Consider the following 17,786-nt stretch of genomic DNA (forward strand, 5'->3'; position numbering starts at 1 on the left):
CGTCAGGCGGGTGCGTGAATAGCGTCTTTCCGATGGACGCCATAGAGGGAAAAGGGGGCCCAAATGGGCAGTAGCCAACGTCCCGCCGCCCGCGTCGTCTGCCTCGACCGCGACGGGCGCGTCCTGCTCATGCACTGGTACGACCCGGTCAGCGGCACGGACGTGTGGGAACCCCCGGGCGGCGGCCTCGACCCGGGCGAGACGCCGCTGGAGGCCGCCCGGCGCGAGCTGGCCGAGGAGACCGGGCTGCCCGGCTCGGCCGTCGGCCAGCACCGGGTCGACGTCGAGCGCGACTTCTCCTGGCTGGGCGTGCGTTACGTGAAGACCGAGCCGTTCTTCCTGGCCACCTTCGACGAGGCGCGCCCGCGGGTGACCCCCGCCGCGCTCACCGAGGAGGAGCTCGGCGTCTACCGCGGTCACACCTGGGCCGAGGAGATGCCGTACGGCGTCGAGCCGCCGGAACTGGCCGACGTGGTGGCCGCCCTGCGCGCCGCCGCCCGCCGCTGAACCGCCGCTGAACCGCCGCCGCGCGCCGCTGAACCCGCCGCTACACCTCGATCGTGCGGCCCGCCGTGGCCACCGCGAGGTCGCCCGGGTAGGACCTGGCCGCCGCCGCCAGCGCCGGCTCGGGCCGGGTGCCGGGCCACAGGTGGGTGAGCAGCAGCCGGGCGGCCCCGGCCGCCGCGGCGGTGCGGCCCGCGTCGGCGGCGCTGGACAGGTAGGGGGCGTCCTCGCCGGGCACCTGCTCGGGATAGGTCGCCTCGGCCACCAGCAGGTCGGCGCCCGCGGCCAGCGTGACGAGGTCGGCGGACGGGCCGGTGTCGCCGGTGTAGGCGATCACCCGGCCGCCCGCGCTCAGCCGCAGCCCGGCGTTGGGCACGTGGTGCGGCAGCGAGAAGGCGTCGAGCCGGAAGGGGCCGATCTCGCGCGGCGCGCCCGGCTCCAGGTCGTGCAGCTCGAAGCTGCCGGCCAGCATGCCGCGCCGGTCGAGCGCGAGCACGGCGTCGAGCGCGCCGGGCGGCGCGTGCACGGGCAGCGCGGCCGGCGGGGCGTCGCCCAGGGCGCGGGCGCGCAGCAGCGGGTTGAGGTCGGAGCAGTGGTCGGGATGGCCGTGGCTGACCAGGACGGCGTCGATCCGCTCGGCCGGCGTCGTTTCGAGCAGCCGCGGCAGCGTGGCGTAGCCGGGATCGACGAGCACGCGGAACCCGTCGTGCTCGATGAGATAACCGCTGCACGCCTGGCCCGCCGCCGGCCAAGCCCCGCATCCGCCCAGCACTGTGATCAGCACGATCACGACCTTATCGGGGCTTGTGCCCCAGCTCGGCCAGCGTGGTGGACATCAGACCCCGCAGCAGCGGCCCGGCCAGGCCCTCGTGCACGGACTCGACCGGCAGCCCCTGGGCGATGCGGGCGTGGTAGGACTCGCGGTCGCGCTCGCCGGTGTAGGGCAGCGCGGTCATCGCCACGACCACGGTGGCCCGGGTGCCGCCGCGCGGCAGGACGGCGACGGCGTGGGTGCGCAGGCAGGTCTCGTCGGGGGCGCCGTACCAGCCGCACTTGACGCCGGCCTCGGGCGAGCCGAGCGCCTCGCGGGCGCCGAACGTCTGCTCGCCCGCCACCTGCCGCATCCACGCCAGGACGGTGGCCGCCACCGGGTCGCCCGCCGCCGCGGCCTGCGCGAACACGGCGTAGGCGGCGGCGACCTCCTCGGCCGAGACCTCCACCGAGCCGAAGCGCGACGGGTCGCCGCCGGGCTGGGCCCACCGGACGCCGGTGCGCCGGTAGAGGTCGTCCAGCAGCACGCGGGGGCCGATGGACAGCCAGAGGCTGAGCGTGTCGGCGTTGGAGGAGACGACCACGGCGGGCTCGGCGTGGCGGCGCCAGCGGTCGGCGTCGTCGATGTGGTCGGCGGCCACCCAGGCGTAGAGCGGCTTGAGCAGCGAGGCGCAGCGCAACCGGGCCGGGCCGGAGCGCACGCTCATCGTCCGGGCGGGCGGGCCGCCGTAGCCGCGCCTGATGCCCGCGGCCTGTGCTCCGGCGCTGTCTTGGAGGTCTTTCAGCAGGTCATTGAAGGCCACCGTCCCACCGTAGACCTACGGGGAGGTCCGCCAGCGTCCTTCGTACCACTCGGCGCTCGGTGGCTCGCCGGGCAGCGGGGTCGCGCCGGGGGCGCGCAGGCCGTCGAGCGCGATGGCCAGCAGGCGCTCCTTGACCCGCTGGTGCTCCTCGCTGGGCGGGCCGGGGGCGGGCCTGCTGAACTGCTCGATGAGCAGCGAGACGTCGAGCGTGGTCACGTCGGGCCGCAGCGCGCCGGCCTCGCGGGCCCTGGCGACGAGGGTGCCGGCCAGCTCGGTGGCCCGGCGGGAGGTGCGCCACATCTCGTCGGTGACCTCGATCGTGCCCGCCACCGGGGCCAGCGCGCCGGAGCGGCCGGCGACGCAGGCGCGCACGTACGCCTCCAGACCGGTCCATGGGTCGGGCTCGGCCAGGGCCGACTCCAGGTTGTCGACCACGCGTTCCATGGCGATCAGGCACAGCCGCTGGAGCAGCTCCTCCTTGGTGCGGTAGCGCCGGTAGAGGCTGCCCATGCCGACGCCCGCCTGCCTGGCGATGGCCGAGACCGGCGCGTCGAACCCCTGGGTCGTGAACACCTCGTGGGCCGCCTGGAGCAGCCGCAGATCGTTCCGCGCCGCCTCGGCCTGCCTGCCGCGTCCTGCCATGCCGTACAGGATATTGCGGAGCGTTGCGCTCCGATATACGGTTCTTTCCGGAGCGGATCGCTCCGATTGAGGAGGTCTGTCATGCGTGCGGTGGTGTTGCGGGAGCTCGGCGGCCCGGGATCGCTCGTGGTGGAGGAGGTGCCCGACCCCGTCCCGGGGCCGGGTCAGGTGCTGGTCGAGGTGGCCGTCGCGGGCGTCACGTTCGTCGAGACGCAGGTGCGCGCCGGACGCGGGCCGCGCACAGCCGAGCTGCCCGCAGTCCTGGGCAACGGGGTGGCAGGCACCGTCCTGGCGGTGGGCGAGGGCGTGCCCGCGGCGCTGACCGGCTCCCTGGTGGTCACCACGCTCGGCGGGTACGGCGGCTACGCCGAGCTGGCGGTGGCCGCCGCCGAGGACCTGATCCCGGTGCCCGCCGGGCTGTCGCCGCGCGAGGCCGTGGCGTTGCTGGCCGACGGGCGCACCGCCGTGGGGCTGGTCCGCGCCGCCGCGCCGCGGCCCGGCGAGTGGGTGCTGGTGGAGGCGGCCGGCGGCGGGGTGGGCAGCCTGCTGGTGCAGCTCGCCCGCGCCGCGGAGGCGCGGGTGGTCGGCGCGGCCGGCAGCGCCGCCAAGCGCGACCTGGCCGCGCGCCTCGGCGCCGAGCTGACGGTCGACTACACCGCCCCGGGCTGGGCCGAGGAGGTGCGCGCCGCGACCGGCGGCCTGGACGTCGTCTTCGACGGCGTGGGCGGCGACATCGGCGCCCAGGCGCAGGACCTGCTGAAGGACGGCGGCCGGCTCAGCGCGTACGGCATGGCCGGCGGCCCCATGACCACCCCCGAGCCCCGGGTGACCGCCGTTGCCTGGCCCGCGGCCGACCCGCGCGAGCTGGCCCGCGAGGCCCTGGAGCTGGCTGCGGCCGGCCGCCTGAGTCCCACGGTCGGCAACGTGCTCCCCCTGGAGTCGGCGGCCGAGGCGCACGCCGCCGTCGAGGCCCGCGCGGTCACCGGGAAGACCCTGCTGCTGCCCGCGCGGGCCAGGACGGTCCTGGTCACCGGCGCCACCGGCAACCAGGGCGGCGCGGTGGCCCGGACCCTGCTGGCCCGCGGCTGGACGGTCCGCGCCCTGGTCAGGGACCCCGCCTCGGACGCCGCCCAGGCCCTGGCCGCGCTCGGCGCCACCCTGGCCAAGGGCGACCTGGACGACCCCGCCTCGCTCCGGACGGCCATGACCGGCGTGCACGGCGTGTTCAGCGTGCAGGCCCTGGCCGTGACGGAGGAGGAGCTGGCCCGCGAGGTGCGCCAGGGCGTCGCGGTCGCCGACCTGGCCGCCGGGCTGGGCCTGGCGCACCTGGTCTACAGCTCGGTCGGCGGCGCCGAGCGCGACACCGGCATCGAGCACTTCGCGAGCAAGTGGGCGATCGAGCGGCACGTCGCCGGGCTGGGCCTGCGGGCGACGGTGCTGCGCCCGGCGTTCTTCATGACGAACCTGCTGTACTACGCCGAGCCCGCCGGGGACGAGCGGGTCATCGCGCTGCCGTTCCGGCGCATGCAGCTCGTCGCGCCCGAGGACATCGCCCACTTCGCGGCGGAGGCGTTCGAGCGTCCGGCGGAGTACGCGGGCCGGGCGCTGGAGATCGCGAGCGAGGAGCTCACCGGCGCCGAGATCGCCGAGGTCTACCAGCGGGTCACCGGCACGCCCACCCGGTTCGAGCAGACCGCGCCCGGCGGGGAGCGCATGTACGAGTGGTTCCTGGAGAGCGGCTACCAGGCCGACATCGCCGCGCTCCGCGCCCGCCACCCCGGCCTGCGCACGTTCGAGTCCTTCCTGCGCGACCGGCTTCCCCGCTGACCCCGGGTCAGGACAGCGCCGCCTCGAAGCGGGCCCGCAGCTCCGCCAGGCGGCCGACCGGCTCGGCGCTGTAGACGAGGCGGACGTACCGGGGGGCCACGCTCTCGCCCCAGGCCGTCATGGGGGTGGCCGCCACGCGTCCGCGGTCCAGCAGGCGGGCCGACAGGTCCTCGGCGGTCAGCCCCATGGCTTCGGCGTCCACCAGGACGGACCAGCCGCCGCCGGCCCGGACCACCGGCAGCCCGTCGAGCTGGGCGAGCACGGTGTCGTGGCGGGCCTGGTACTCGGCCGCCGCCTCCGCCACCCCCGCGCCCGCCGGGTCGGTGAGCGCGGCGGCGGCGCCGTACTGGTGGTATCCGCTGGCCACGGTGGTGTTGTAGATGGTCGCGACCATGATCCGGGACATGATGTCGGCCGGGCCGGCGACCCAGCCGATCCGCCAGCCGATCATCCGGTACTCCTTGGACATCGACCCGATGATGATCGTGCGCTCGGCCAGGCCGTCCACCTGGCAGGGGTTGATCCGCGGGTGGCCGTCGAAGACGATGCGCTCCATGGCGGCGTCGTAGATCAGGTACGCGCCCGTGCGCTCGCACACCCGCGCGACCGCCTGCCAGTCCTCCCGGTCGAAGACCACGCCCGACGGCATCGACGGGCTCATCAGCAGCAGCGCCGCCGCGGCGGGCACCCGGGCGAGCGCCTCGCGGTCCAGCCGCCAGCGCCCGTCCTGCACCAGCAGCGGCACCAGGTGCGGACGCGCGCCCGACAGCCGCACCCGCTGCAGCAGGCCGGCGTAGGTGGGGTCGGTGAGCAGCACGGGCTCGCCCGGCTCGGTCGTGGCCAGCAGCACGGGCATCACCGCCGACGTCCCGCCGGAGGTGATGCACACCTGCCGCAGGGGGTCGTAGTCGAGCCCGGTACGCGCCCGCAGCTCGGCGGCGACCGCCTGGCACAACACCGGCAGCCCGGTGAACGGCAGCCAGCTGTTGCCCGTCCCCTCCTCCAGTGACCGCCTGGTCGCGGCCACGGCGGACGGCGGCGGCGGGACGTCGGTGTCGAGGTTCTCCAGGCGCAGGACGTCGGCGTCCGCCCCGGCGGCCGCGGCCACCTTGTCGATGTCGAACGGCTGCACCTGCGCGAACCGGGAATTGGGCCGCATGACCGCACCTCCATGCATCGTTCCGTATATGGAACACCTTGGGGCACCCACGCTCCTCCAGTGGGGACGCGGGTGTCAAGGGGCGGCACGGATGCGCCGTCGCCGACCCGGTCGGCCAGTGGCGGCCCAGGCCGGGTCAGGTCAGGGTGCGGTCGGTCGGGTCAGGTCAGGGTGCGGTCGGCCGGGCCGTCGTAGTGGTCCGGCCCCTGCATCGACAGGTCCAGCGGCTGGACCATGTCGGAGTTGGCGGAGGCCCGCCAGCCCTTCTCCCTGGTCATCTCCTCGATCGAGTGCGCGCACAGCGACAACGACCGGCACACGATGAACATGGCCTTGAGCTGGAGCGGCTCGTACCCCATGTCGAGTCCGACGCAGCCCATCGAACCGGGGCCGTTGAGCCAGATGCGGCGGCCGAAGACGCCCTCGGTGGCGTCCTCCATCGCGCGGGCGATGCGGACGTACCGGCCGGTGACGCCCAGCTCGTCCGAGAGCTCCAGCAGGCGGGCGGTGCGCGGGTCGCGGATGTGCTGGGCGTGGTGGAACCCGGGCATGCGCTCGCGGCGTTCGCGCATCTCGGCCACGACCTTGGCGGCGGCCTCCTCGTCGCTCAGCCCGTCGCGCTCGGCCCGCTCACCGACCGCGAGGAACATCTCGGCGGGCCGGTCGGCGGTGCCGTGCAGGCGGCCGATGCCGGCGACGCCCGCCGCGACGGCCGCGTTCAGCTCGGCGCCGCCGGAGGTGGCGAAGCGCACGGTGGCCGAGGAGGGCGACATGGCGTGCTCGGCCATGTTCACCAGGATCGCCTCGGTCATCCGGCCCACCTCGGGGGTCGGCAGCTCGCCGCGCAGCACCAGGTGGAAGTGCTCGGCGAAGGAGATGTTGCCGGTCAGCTCGTTCACGTCGTACCCGCGTACGACGATCCGGTCCTTGTTCTTCCAGGCGATCGCCGTCTCCCAGGCGAACGGCTTCTTGTCGGTCAACGGGCTTTCCTTTCAGGGAAGTACACGCACGCCGGGTCGATCTCCTCGCGCAGCAGGCGGAGGTCCTCGGGGTCCGGCGGCACCACAATTTCCAACGAATCCCGAAATTTCGGGGTAAAGCCGGTGTTGTCCAGTACGTCCGTGACGCTCGCCCCCGGCATGAGCGCCGTCACGGTCAGCGCCGAGTCCTCGGCCTCCATCACGCACAGGTCGGTGACGACCTTGACGCGCAACGGCCCGAGCCCGGCCTTGGCCCGCTCCCCCGGCCCGCCCAGGAACCCCGGGCTGGTGACGTAGTCACAGCGGGCGGGGAAGCGCCGCTTCTCGTGGTCGGTCAGGATCACCACCTGCCGGCAGTGGCTGGCGATGTCGTTGGCGCCGCCGCTGCCGGGCAGCCGCACCCGCGAGCCGTCCGGTCTGGGGACCCAGGTGGAGTTGATGTTGGCGTACTCGTCCACCTGGGCCCCGCCGAGGAACCCCGTACGGACCAGCCCGCGCTGCACCAGCCCGCCCAGCGCCTCGAACAGCGACCCGTGCCGCGCGGCGCCGCGCATCAGCCGCGGATCGACCACCGACACCGGCGTCGGCACGACCTTCGGGAACATCACCCCCGACTCGATGACGAGCTTGGCCTCCGGCGCGTGGGTGCGCTGGGCGAGCGTGGCGGCCAGCAGCGGCAGGCCGGTGCCGACGATCACCAGGTCGCCGTCGCGGATCTGCCGGGCGCCCTCGACGACCAGCAGTTCCCTCGGCAGGGCGGTCCGCTCCGCGCTCACACCAGCCTCCCCATCTGCTCGGTCAGCCCGGCTCTGAGCGTGCCCGCCGGGTCGCGGGCCCTGAGGTGGTCGTCGAAGGACGCGCCCAGGTTGGCCCCGATCCACTCGCGCAGTTCGTCGTCCCCGGCCCGGCCCAGCGCCTGGTACTCCTTGATCTCCGGCTCGGCGAAGTCGTACGCGCGGTAGACGGAGGTCGGGAAGGCGCCGAAGGGCTGGTGGACGACCGCCGTCACGTACGCCTCCGGGATGGTGACCCGCTCGGGCCGGTCGGCGAACGCCCCGGCGGGCAGCACCTCCTCGGCCGACACGATCGTGGCGCGGGCGGCCCTGACCATGTCCACCTCGTGGGAGGTGACCCCCTCGATCACGACGTTCCCGGCCAGGTCGGCGCGGTTCGCGTGGACGATGGCCACGTCCGGCGTCATCGCCCGCAGCAGCACGACCGGCTGCCCCGTCCACGGATCGGCCGACTCCACCGCCACCCCGTCCGAGACCAGGTCGGCCAGCAGGTCGGTGCCGAGCAGGCTGCGCGTCGGCAGGAAGGGCACCCCGACGGCCCCGGCCGCGAAGCGGGTGGCCATCGCCAGGTGCGAGTGGTCGCCGACACCGACCTCGCCGCGCTCGACGGCCCGGCGCCAGGCGAACAGCGTGCCGTAACGTTCCAGGTTGCCGGTGCCCTGCTCGGTGCGGGCCACCAGGCCCGCGGCCACCAGCATGTCGAGCGGCAGCGACAGGTTGCAGCCGACCACGGTCAGCCCGCCGATCCCCTGCCTGATCACCTCGTGCACCAGCGCCATCGGGCACCGGTTGATGTTCTGGCCGCCCATCCCGACAACGGCCCCGGCGGGGACGTGCCGGGCGACGGCCTCGGCGGCCGTCAGTAACTTATGCACGCCGACCGCCACTCGGTGTAGAAGTCCCAGACCTGCGGCGAGCACTCGGGCGGGCCGAACTGCGAGAGCTTGGCGCCCATGTGCGGCAGGTGCGCGTACGCGCCGACGCCGGGCCGGTTGACGTGCAGCATGCCCGCCTCGAAGCGGTCCAGGGCCTCGAAGATGGTCGCCGGGTCCTGGGTGAAGATCGTGCCGCTCATGCCGTACTTGACCGAGTTGGAGATGCGCATGGCGTCGTCGAAGCCGTCGCAGTCCACCACGGACAACACCGGGCCGAAGATCTCCTCCTGGGCGATCTCGCTGTCCCAGGGCACGTCGCGCAGCACGGTCGGCTGCACGTAGCAGCCCTCGGGCACGCCGTCGGTGTGCCGCTCGCCGCCGACGGCGATCTTGGCCCCCGCCTCCTGCGCGGCCTTGACCGCGTCCAGGCAGGCGCGCATGCGGGTCTCGTTCACGACCGGGCCGATCGTGGCCTCCTCCGACAGGCCCGGCCCCACCTTGAGCCGGGCCACCTCGGCGACCAGCCGCGACAGGAACTCCTCCTTGACGGCCCGGTCGACGATCACCCGGGAGGTGGCGCTGCACCGCTGCCCCGACTGCCCGAACGCGCCGAACACGGTGGCCTTGACCGCCTTGTCCAGGTCGGCGTCCGCGAGCACCAGGACCGCGTTCTTGCCGCCCAGTTCGAGCTGGGTGCGCAGCAGCCGCGGCGCGCCGGCCTGGTGGATGGCCAGGCCCACGGGCAGCGAGCCGGTGAAGCTGATCCCGGCCACGCGCGGGTGCGTCACCAGTGCCTCGCCCGCCGCGATGTCGCCCTGCACGAGGTTGAGCACCCCGGCCGGGACGCCCGCGTCCACGAACGCCTCCACCAGCAGCGCGGAGGTCAGCGGCGTGAACGGCGACGGCTTGAGCACCGCCCCGCACCCGGCCAGCAGCGCCGGGGCGACCTTCCACATGGGGATGGCGAGCGGGAAGTTCCACGGCGTCACCAGGCCGACCACGCCGATGGGCGCGCGGAAGGTGTAGGAGAACGTGCGCGGCTCCTCGGCGGGCAGCGTCTCGCCCTTCAGCCTGCGCCCCTCGCCCGCGGTGAAGTCGAGGATGGCCAGGGCCCGCCTGACCTCGCCGCGCGCCTCCTTGATGAGCTTGCCCTGCTCACGCGTGATCGCCTGGGCGAAGTCCTCGGCCCGCTCCTCGATCAGGCGCTCGGCGGCGCGCAGGTACTCGGCGCGCTTGATCGGCCCGAGTCCCTTCCACTCCGGCATCGCCGCCGCGGCGGCCTCCACGGCCAGCTCGACGTCCGCGCCACCGGACTCGGCGAAGTCCCCGATGTGGTCGGAGAGGTCGCCGGGGTTGATGTTCGGCCGGGTCTGCCCGCTCTCGGGGGCACGCCATTCGCCGCCGATGTGGTTGAGCAGGTAGCGACTCGGGATCGTCGCCATCGGGTTCCTTTCCGGTCAACTTCTGATACCGCAAAGCCTCACGGCCTGGGATGTTCCGGACAAGGGGGATTAGACCGATGCCCCCGATAGGCAGCCGTTATATGCCTCCGCCTATAGCGGCGATAGGCAAATCACGCATTGGCCGGACCGTTCCGCTGCACTAGACATGCCGGGGAAAAGACCTGCTCACGGCACTTGTTGAATTCACCCGGAATTAACCGAGGGTCCATATGAAGCATCGCACATGGGCGGTAATTGCCGCCTCATCCCTTTTCGCCCTCACCGCGTGCGGCAGTTCGGCCGGCGCCGGTGAATACGACTGGTCCGCCGCCCCGGACACCGGCAAGATCGCCGCCCAGGGCAAGGACCTGCCGACCTACGGCCTGGCCCCCGACTGGGCCAACTACGGCGAGGTCGTCAAGACGTTCTGCGCCAAGTACCAGGGCACCTGCGCCCACAAGGACACCGACATGTCCTCCTCGGAGGAGATCGTCAAGTTCGACGCCGAGAAGGACAACCCGATCGGCACGGCCAGCGACATCGGCCTCATGTGGGGGCCGGTGGCCGAGGCCAAGGGCGTGGTGCCGGCGTACCTGCCGCCGTCGGCGGCCAAGCTGAAGGACTGGCAGAAGGGCAAGGGCGGCTGGGTCGCCACGTTCGTCGGCGCGCCCGCGTTCGTCGTCAACACCGACAAGGTGAGCAACCCGCCCAAGAGCTGGCAGGACCTGCTCAAGCCCGAGTACAAGGGCCAGATCGCCATCAAGAACCCGGCCTCCTCCGGCACCGGCCAGGCCATGGTCGTCGCCGCCGCGGTCGCGGGCGGCGGCTCGGTGGACGACCTGACCCCCGCCTACACCTACTTCAAGAAGCTCAAGGACGCCGGCAACCTCAGCGACGTCAAGATGAGCGAGGAGACCCTGGAGAAGGGCGAGGCCCCGATCCAGATCAACTACGACTTCAACGGCCTGGCCCAGAAGGCCGCGCTGAAGGCCAAGAACGTCAACGTGGAGGTGATCATCCCCTCCGACGGCTCGGTCTGGTCGCCGTCCGGAATGATGATCAACAAGTACAACACGGCCAAGGGCGACTTCCTCAAGGGCCTGCTCGACTACGTGCTCTCCGACGAGGCCCAGACGCTGTTCGCCAAGTTCGGCGCCCGGCCGGTCCGCGCGCTCAACGGCGACCTGCAGCTCCCGGCCGACGCCAAGGCCAACTGGCTGCCCGAGGAGTCGTACGCGCCGGTCAAGGAGATCGAGATCACGAAGGTCAATCCCGAGCAGATCGTCGCCGACTGGGAGGCGAAGGTCCTCGCGTGACGTCCCACATCACGGAGTCCGTGGCGGCTCCCCCGGCCGCCGCGCGCCGCAGGGCCCCGGGCAGGCTGTTCACCGCCTGGGGCCCGGCCCTGCCGCTGCTGCTGTTCACGCTGGCCACGCTGGTGCTGCCGGCGCTGCGGCTGCTGCACGACACCTTCGCCCTGCCGGACGGCGGCTACGGCTTCGACCACATCGTCAAGGTGGCGCGGAACCCGGTGGACCGCCAGGCGATCGGCGGCTCGCTCGCGCTCGGCCTGACCCAGGCCACCCTGGCCACCGCGCTCGGCGCGCCCGCCGCCTGGCTGATCACCCGGATGCGCCTCGGCGGCCGGGCCTTCTGGCTGTCGCTGATGAACGTCGCCTCGAACTTCGCCGGCATCGGCCTGGCGTTCGGCTTCGTCGCGCTGATCGGCTCGACCGGCATGCTGACGCTCGTGCTCAAGGGCCTGTTCGGGATCGAGGACAACCCGTTCCCCTCGCTCGGCTCCTTCAACGGCATGAACGTCGTCTACCTGTACTTCAACGTCCCGATGTTCGTGCTGCTCACGCTGCCCGCGCTCAGCGTGCTCAAGGACGACTGGCAGGAGGCCGCCGCGGTCTGCCACGCCACCCGGTGGCAGTTCTGGCGGTACGTCGGCCTGCCGGTGCTCGCGCCGTTCGTCATCGCGGGCTGGCTGCTGGTCTTCACCTGGACGATCGGCGTCTACGCCGTCGCGTACGCCATCGGCTCCTCCCCCAGCGCGACCAAGCTCATCACCCTGCAGATCGGCAGCACGCTGGAGTCCTCGGTGTTCGGCCTCGGCCGGGCCGCCGTGCTGTCGGTGCTGCTGATGATCCTGGCCATCGGGGCGACGCTGCTCTACCGGCTCTCGCTCAGGCGCGCTGCGAGGTGGCTGTGAGACGGCGCGTCTTCCTCGGCCTGCTGGCGGTCTACTTCGGGCTGCCGCTGCTGGCCGCCCTGCTGTACTCGGTGGCCACCCGCTGGACCGACACCCCGCTGCCCGACGGCTACACCCTGGCCCACTGGGCCGGCGTGTTCGCCGAGCCGGACGTCATGGCCGCGCTCGGCCGCTCGCTCGTGCTCTCGGCGGTCGTCGTGGTGATCGAGATCGTGCTGGTGGTGCCGGCCGCGTACTGGTCGGTCGTGCACAACCCGCGCATCGGGTCGATCGTCCAGACGATCGCGGTGATCCCGTTCGCCGTCCCGTGGGTGGTCGTCGGGGCGGGGCTCCAGCTCGTCACCAAGTCGGTCGCGCCCGAGCTGTTCGGCACGTTCTGGCTGCTGGCCGCGGCCACCGCGGCGATCGCGTTCCCGTTCATGTACCGGGCGGTGGAGAGCTCGCTGCTGGCGGCGGGGGCCGTCCAGCTCAGCGAGGCCGCCGCCACGTGCGGCGCCGGGCCCGCCCGCACGCTGGTCGGCGTGATCCTGCCGGCGATCCGCGGCGGCGTCGTCTCCGGCGCGCTGCTGGTCATCGCGACCGCCATGAACGAGTTCGCGCTCGCCAAGATCCTCACCGGCGTCAGCTACGAGACGCTGCCGCTCTGGTCGGCCAGGCAGTTCGTCTCCCGGACGCTCGGCGACCCCAACGCGCTGGCCGTCGTCACCATCTTCACCTTCGGCCTGCTGTTCGCGCTGTCCGCGCTGGTCGTCTGGCTCGGCCGCGGCCGGGTGAGCGCGTCCATGGCCACCGCTCCGGTCCAGAAGGGCACCACTCCATGAGCCACGTCGTACTCGACCGCATCACCAAGCGCTACGCCGGGCACACCGCGCTGAACGGCGTGAGCGTCAGCGTCGAGCAGGGTGAGCTGCTGGCCCTGCTCGGCCCGTCGGGCTGCGGCAAGACCACGCTGCTGCGCTGCATCGCGGGCCTGACCGGGTTCGACGGCGGGCGGCTGACGATCGGCGGAGCCGACATGGCCGGCGTGCCGGTGCGCAAGCGGCCCATCGGCATGGTCTTCCAGTCCTACGCGCTGTTCCCGAACCTCACCGTGGGCGGCAACGTCGCCTTCCCGCTGACCGTCAGGAAGCGGCCGAAGGAGGAGGTCAGGGACCGCGTGGCCGAGATGCTCGACCTCGTCGGCCTCGACCACCTCGCCGACCGCCTGCCGAACCAGCTCTCCGGCGGCCAGCAGCAGCGCGTCGCGCTGGCCCGCGCGCTCTCCCCCCGCCCCGAGGTGCTGCTGCTGGACGAGCCCCTGTCCGCCCTGGACGCCCAGGTACGCCACCGCCTGCGCGACGAGGTGCGCCGCATCCAGCACCAGGTCGGCATCACCACCGTCTTCGTCACCCACGACCAGGCCGAGGCCCTGGCCATCTCCGACCGGGTCGCGGTGATGAACGCCGGCGACATCGAGCAGTGCGGGCCGCCCGCGGAGATCTACACCTCGCCCTCCACCCGCTTCGCCGCCGGCTTCGTCGGCAACCGCAACACCCTCGAACTCGACGCGGTCGGCGGCCGGGTCACCGCGGGCGGCGCGTTCGACGTCAAGGCGCCCGCGCCGCGCGTCCTGTGCATGTTCCGCCCCGAGGACGTCGAGCTGGCCGCGGACGGCCCCGGCGCGCGGGCGGTCGTCGACGTGACGGTGTTCCTCGGCGCCACCACCCGCGTGTACGCCCAGGCGGGCCCCTCGGTGATCTTCGCCGACGTGCCGTCCAGGGCCGCCGCCGGCCTGTCGCCAGGAGACGAGGTGCGCCTGCGGGTCGCCGCCGACCACGTCCAGGTGTTCCCCGCCTGACCCGGCCCGGGGCCGCCGGTCCCGGGGCGTCAGCCGCCGAGCCCGAACCAGAGCACGGCGAACACCCCGCACGGCACGCCGGCCAGCGCCAGCGCGATCAGCACCCGCCACCGCAACGCGAGCCCCGGCCCGGTCACGAACGCCGCGACGGCCCCCGCCCCGGCGAACACGACCGCGGCGCCCACGGCCTGCGCGGCGGTGTACGGCATCGACGGCAGCAGCTTCCCGGCCGCCCAGAACGCCACCGCCGCCCCGGCGGCCACCAGGGCGGCGCCCCGCGCGGGCCGCACGTCCACGCGCTCCAGCACGTACGCGGCTCCGGCGAGCATGACCAGGCTGATCGCCAGGAGCGTGCCGAGGGCCGGGGCCAGGCAGTCCCAGTCGGCGCAGCCGACACCCGCCCACGCCAGCCGGGCGGTGGCCCACCACAAGACCCCCAGTGCCCCGCACACCCCCGCGGCTCGCCCAATACGCCCCGTCATGCATTAATCGTCCCACTGTCAGGAGGAGGCGACCGCGCGGAGCTCGTCGGCCTCCGCCTCGGCGGTCCTGCCCAGGGCGCGCAGGGCGACGGCGCGGTTGGCGTACAGGTCGGGCTGCCGGTCCAGCTCGACGGCCCGGGTCAGGTCGGCGAGCGCGCCTTCGGCGTCGCCCGTGGCGTAACGCAGCACGCCCCGGTTGCCCCAGGCGGCGGCCAGCTCGGGGGCGTGCTCCAGGGCCAGGTCGAGGGCCGCCGCGGCCTCGTCGAAGCGGCCCGCCGCCGTCTCCAGCTGGCCGAGCACGGTGAGCAGGTGCGGGTTCTCCGGCGCGCGGGCGAGCCCGGCCGTGACGTCGGCCCTGGCCTCCTCGTCCCGCTCCGCCGCCGCCAGCAGCCCGGCGCGGTTGACGTAGGCGTCCAGGTAGCCGGGGTCCAGCTCGATCACCGTGCCGAGGTCGGCGAGCGCCCCCTCCACGTCGCCCCGCACGGTACGCAGCTCCGCCCGGTTGTAGTACGCCTCGGGCAGCGGCGGCCCGGCCTCCATGGCCCGTTCGTAGTCGGCCAGCGCCTCCTCCGGCCGCCCCAGGCGGAACAGCAGGTTGCCGCGTTCCAGGTAGGTGTCGGGGAAGCCGGGGTCGAGGGAGATGGCGGCGGTGTAGTCCTCCAGGGCCTCCTTGGTGTGGCCGAGCGCGCCGAGCAGCTGGGCGCGGTTGGTCAGCAGCACCATCCGGTGCAGCGGGTGCCGGTCGCCCAGCTCGCCGGCCAGCTCGACGGCCGACTCCACCAGCGACAGCGCGGCTTCCAGCCGTCCGTGCCGCAGCTCGACCAGGGCCAGGCCGTTGCGGTCGAAGCCGAGTTTGAAGGCCCGTTCCAGGGGGTCGGGCAGCAGCCCGGAGATGGCGATGGCCTCGTTGAGCCAGCGGCGGGCCCGGCCCAGGTCGCGCTGCGCCGGGTCGGGGTGGCGGGCGTCGAGCATGGCCGTCCCGTACGCGGCGGCGGCGTGCACGACCGGGTCCTGGCTGGCCGCGCGGGCCCGGTCCCACAGCTCCCGCGCCTCCTGGACGCGGCCGAGCCCGCCGAGCGCGGTGGCGGTGCGCTGGGCGAAGCGCCACCACGCAGGCTCCCCCGGTTCAGTCCGGGCCAGGCCGAGCTGCCCCAGCTCGGCCGCGGCGTGCAGGAAGCCCTCGCGCATGCAGCGGTCCACCAGGGCCCACAGCTCGTCGGCGCCGCGCTCGTCGGCAGGCGGCTCGGGGCCCTCGGCGTAGACCGTGACGGCCAGCGTGCCGGCCGGGACCCGCCGGGTCAGGACGTCGAGAAGCTCGGTGTCGGTGGGGTCGGCGTGCGCGCCGTTGCACACCGCGAGCCTCGCGCCCGGCCGCACGGCTGCGCCGACGAACTCGGCGATCCCGTTGGCCAGCCTCAGCGTACGGCGCGGCGCCGGCACCAGGATGCGCTCCTCGTCCGGCAGCCCGGCGTCGATGGTCGTCCGCCGGACGGGCACCTGCCCGGCCAGCTCGGGCGCGACCGCCCGGATCTCGATGTCGTGCGCCGCGACCAGCTCGCGCGGTGCGTCCGGCACCAGGCGCCGCAGCAGCGCGGCGCCCACGGTGTAGGGGCCGCGCGGCCGGCGATGCGCGTCGATGACCGGCATCAGCAGCCGCACGGCCCCCCATCGGGCGGGTGGGCCGCCCTGGACGCTGAGGTGGGACCTGTCCTCGGTCACCCCTTGTGAATGACGCCTGCGGTCCCTGCGAGCCTCGCGGTGCCTGGCTTACGGACGACGATGCGCTTCATGACGTGCCTCTCCGATGGGTGTGACTATCCATTATTCGGACACCCAACCGGATATCAAGATTTATGGTGAATAAGTGGCGGTTTAACGAATAAGAAGCACCTGGCATTTGGGTGCGTCCCGCAGCCTATTGAGACCGAAACCAATGATCGACCGCCGCGACCCGCGCCTGTTCCGATTCCTCCATCAACGTGCACAGGCACCGACCGACCAGCGTGACGGACTGGCAGCAGCCCGGCCCGGGCAGTTTCTTGGCGCGCACGATCGCGGTCGCCCGCTCGATCAGCCGCTCCAGGCTCGGCTCACCGCCGCCCTTGAGCGCGTGGGCGTTCCACGGGCACGCCTCGACGTCCTTGCACGCGCTCTTGGCGATGAACGGCGCCGGCCCCGGCTCGAACCGCAGCCGGTCCTCACGCTTGATCCGCAGGTCGGCCAGCACCAGCGCGGCACGGCGGGAGACCTCCAGCAGGTCGCGCCTGCCCGGCCGGCTCTCCTTTCCCCCGGCCGCCCGTTCGGGCAGGGCCAGCAGCATCGCCGCGGCCATCAGCCCGCCGCCCATCACCATGCTCCAGCCCACCTGCTCGTGGAACCAGATCACCGCGATGGCGGCCACCCAGAGGGGCTGCGAGGACATCATGATCGCGCTGGGCACGGCCGGCACATGTTTCTGCCCGTACGAGCGGGCCAGGAACCCCAGCGCGCACGACACCACGGCCAGGTGCGCCAGGATCGCCCAGTCGGGCAGGCTGGACGGCAGCGTGATCCCGCCGCGCAGCGCGAAGCCCCCGGTGAGGATGCCGATCGTGAACAGCTGGATCGTGGTCAGCGCGTACGCGTGGAAGCGTTCGCCCTTCTTGGACAGCTCGGCGAGCATGAGCGTGTGGGCCGAGTAGAGCGCCGCGGCCGTGAGCGTGACGCCGAGCGCGAGCAGCGAGACCTCGTGGTCCTCGATCCCGCGCAGCAGCGTGAACACGGTCATCCCCGCCATGGCGAGCACCACCCCGGCCCACACCCGCCGCGGCGCCCGGCTCCTGAACATCACCAGGGCCAGGACCGGAGTGATCACCACGCTGCACCCGACGGCGAACCCCGACACCGCCGAGGGCAGGCTGTGCAGCGCCAGCGCCTGGGCGGTCTGCCCGACGCCGAACAGCAGCCCCAGCACGAGCCCGTTGACCCACGTCCGGCGCGACAGCCCCCGCAGCGAGCCCGGCCGGATGACGAGCAGCGTCACCGCGGCGATGAGATACCGCTCGGCGAGCAGATCCTCGACCGGTAACCGGAGAATGAGATCCTTCATCAGCGGGAACGCCGACCCCCAAGCGGCGCTGACGAACAACAGAAGCACGGCTCCCAGGAGGGGTCGGGGAGCGGGCATGCCTGCCATGGAGCAGAGCATGCCACTACTAAATGCATTCGCCAGAGCACGCGGCGAAGCCGGTGAGGTTACTGTTCCACTCGGAGTTAAGACCCTCACTCCAGGCCCGAAACATCCATACCGGCGGCGGCGAAAACAGCTCTTTCCTGCGGTTACTGCCCGGTACGGCCGAGCTCTCCACATTCGCACTGCGTACGGACGCGTGCGCGTACCGTGCGAACGGGCCGATGCCTCGCCCCGGAGACCGTCACTCTCTGCGATCATCGCGCGGCGGTGTGGTCACGCCTGA

At 73.2% G+C, this 17,786-nt stretch carries 17 protein-coding genes; 6 read left to right on the plus strand and 11 right to left on the minus strand.

Annotated elements, in window-relative coordinates; genetic code table 11:
* The first annotated feature begins 63 nt into the window (after nucleotides 1-63).
* Nucleotides 64-507 (plus strand): NUDIX hydrolase, encoded by a 444-nt coding sequence (locus tag ACIBK9_RS26815; RefSeq protein ID WP_397161742.1) that lies wholly within the window; start codon nucleotides 64-66, stop codon nucleotides 505-507.
* Between the two features lie 40 nt (nucleotides 508-547).
* Here ACIBK9_RS26815 and ACIBK9_RS26820 read toward each other — a convergent pair whose 3' ends face one another.
* From ACIBK9_RS26820 to ACIBK9_RS26830, 3 genes are read right to left on the minus strand one after another with little or no spacing between them, the layout of a single operon-like run.
* Nucleotides 548-1,288, minus strand: coding sequence for an MBL fold metallo-hydrolase (locus ACIBK9_RS26820; RefSeq protein ID WP_397161743.1), 741 nt, complete (start codon nucleotides 1,286-1,288; stop codon nucleotides 548-550).
* Nucleotides 1,289-1,298: 10 nt separating this feature from the next.
* Entirely contained in the window at nucleotides 1,299-2,078 is a 780-nt protein-coding gene (locus ACIBK9_RS26825; protein ID WP_358294714.1) for a hypothetical protein, read from the minus strand.
* Between the two features lie 15 nt (nucleotides 2,079-2,093).
* Nucleotides 2,094-2,720, minus strand: coding sequence for a TetR/AcrR family transcriptional regulator (locus ACIBK9_RS26830; protein ID WP_397161744.1), 627 nt, complete (start codon nucleotides 2,718-2,720; stop codon nucleotides 2,094-2,096).
* Between the two features lie 81 nt (nucleotides 2,721-2,801).
* Here ACIBK9_RS26830 and ACIBK9_RS26835 point away from each other — a divergent pair, with 81 nt between their 5' ends.
* Nucleotides 2,802-4,547, plus strand: a complete 1,746-nt coding sequence (locus tag ACIBK9_RS26835; RefSeq protein WP_397161745.1) for an NmrA family NAD(P)-binding protein — start codon at nucleotides 2,802-2,804, stop codon at nucleotides 4,545-4,547.
* A gap of 7 nt (nucleotides 4,548-4,554) precedes the next feature.
* On the opposite strand, the gene ACIBK9_RS26840 is transcribed toward ACIBK9_RS26835, so the two are convergent.
* From ACIBK9_RS26840 to ACIBK9_RS26860, 5 genes are all read right to left on the minus strand, one after another.
* A complete protein-coding gene (locus tag ACIBK9_RS26840; RefSeq protein ID WP_397161746.1) occupies nucleotides 4,555-5,706 on the minus strand; it encodes a pyridoxal phosphate-dependent aminotransferase in 1,152 nt (383 codons plus the stop codon).
* Nucleotides 5,707-5,867: 161 nt separating this feature from the next.
* Nucleotides 5,868-6,686 carry a citrate/2-methylcitrate synthase gene (locus tag ACIBK9_RS26845; protein ID WP_397161747.1) on the minus strand — a complete coding sequence of 273 codons (819 nt, stop codon included), beginning with the start codon at nucleotides 6,684-6,686 and terminating at the stop codon, nucleotides 5,868-5,870.
* Nucleotides 6,683-7,462 (minus strand): CoA-transferase subunit beta, encoded by a 780-nt coding sequence (locus ACIBK9_RS26850; RefSeq protein ID WP_397161748.1) that lies wholly within the window; start codon nucleotides 7,460-7,462, stop codon nucleotides 6,683-6,685. The genes ACIBK9_RS26845 and ACIBK9_RS26850 overlap by 4 nt, the downstream gene beginning before the upstream one ends.
* Nucleotides 7,459-8,355: a CoA transferase subunit A gene (locus tag ACIBK9_RS26855; RefSeq protein ID WP_397161749.1), complete on the minus strand. Its 897-nt coding sequence runs from the start codon at nucleotides 8,353-8,355 to the stop codon at nucleotides 7,459-7,461. The genes ACIBK9_RS26850 and ACIBK9_RS26855 overlap by 4 nt, the downstream gene beginning before the upstream one ends.
* Nucleotides 8,340-9,797 (minus strand): aldehyde dehydrogenase family protein, encoded by a 1,458-nt coding sequence (locus ACIBK9_RS26860; RefSeq protein WP_397161750.1) that lies wholly within the window; start codon nucleotides 9,795-9,797, stop codon nucleotides 8,340-8,342. Before ACIBK9_RS26860 ends, ACIBK9_RS26855 begins: the two co-directional genes overlap by 16 nt.
* Before the next feature lie 230 nt (nucleotides 9,798-10,027).
* On the opposite strand from ACIBK9_RS26860, the gene ACIBK9_RS26865 reads away from it, so the two are divergent.
* The 4 genes from ACIBK9_RS26865 (at nucleotide 10,028) to ACIBK9_RS26880 (ending at nucleotide 13,849) form a co-directional block, all read left to right on the plus strand.
* Complete coding sequence (locus ACIBK9_RS26865) at nucleotides 10,028-11,113, plus strand: extracellular solute-binding protein (protein WP_364336283.1); 1,086 nt, start codon at nucleotides 10,028-10,030, stop codon at nucleotides 11,111-11,113.
* Nucleotides 11,114-11,610: 497 nt separating this feature from the next.
* Nucleotides 11,611-12,012 (plus strand): ABC transporter permease subunit, encoded by a 402-nt coding sequence (locus tag ACIBK9_RS26870; RefSeq protein WP_397162084.1) that lies wholly within the window; start codon nucleotides 11,611-11,613, stop codon nucleotides 12,010-12,012.
* A gap of 155 nt (nucleotides 12,013-12,167) precedes the next feature.
* Nucleotides 12,168-12,833: an ABC transporter permease gene (locus ACIBK9_RS26875; RefSeq protein ID WP_397162085.1), complete on the plus strand. Its 666-nt coding sequence runs from the start codon at nucleotides 12,168-12,170 to the stop codon at nucleotides 12,831-12,833.
* Entirely contained in the window at nucleotides 12,830-13,849 is a 1,020-nt protein-coding gene (locus tag ACIBK9_RS26880; protein WP_397161751.1) for an ABC transporter ATP-binding protein, read from the plus strand. The genes ACIBK9_RS26875 and ACIBK9_RS26880 overlap by 4 nt, the downstream gene beginning before the upstream one ends.
* 29 nt (nucleotides 13,850-13,878) lie before the next feature.
* Here ACIBK9_RS26880 and ACIBK9_RS26885 read toward each other — a convergent pair whose 3' ends face one another.
* From ACIBK9_RS26885 to ACIBK9_RS26895, 3 genes are all read right to left on the minus strand, one after another.
* On the minus strand, nucleotides 13,879-14,331 hold the full coding sequence (locus tag ACIBK9_RS26885) for a hypothetical protein (protein WP_397161752.1): 453 nt from the start codon (nucleotides 14,329-14,331) through the stop codon (nucleotides 13,879-13,881).
* Nucleotides 14,332-14,349: 18 nt separating this feature from the next.
* Nucleotides 14,350-16,050, minus strand: coding sequence for a tetratricopeptide repeat protein (locus ACIBK9_RS26890; protein WP_397161753.1), 1,701 nt, complete (start codon nucleotides 16,048-16,050; stop codon nucleotides 14,350-14,352).
* A 196-nt stretch (nucleotides 16,051-16,246) separates the two neighbouring features.
* Nucleotides 16,247-17,467 carry a DMT family transporter gene (locus ACIBK9_RS26895; protein ID WP_397161754.1) on the minus strand — a complete coding sequence of 407 codons (1,221 nt, stop codon included), beginning with the start codon at nucleotides 17,465-17,467 and terminating at the stop codon, nucleotides 16,247-16,249.
* Nucleotides 17,468-17,786 lie beyond the last annotated feature (319 nt).

It is taken from the genome of Nonomuraea sp. NPDC050227 (assembly GCF_044459705.1).
Taxonomy (GTDB): Bacteria; Actinomycetota; Actinomycetes; order Streptosporangiales; family Streptosporangiaceae; genus Nonomuraea.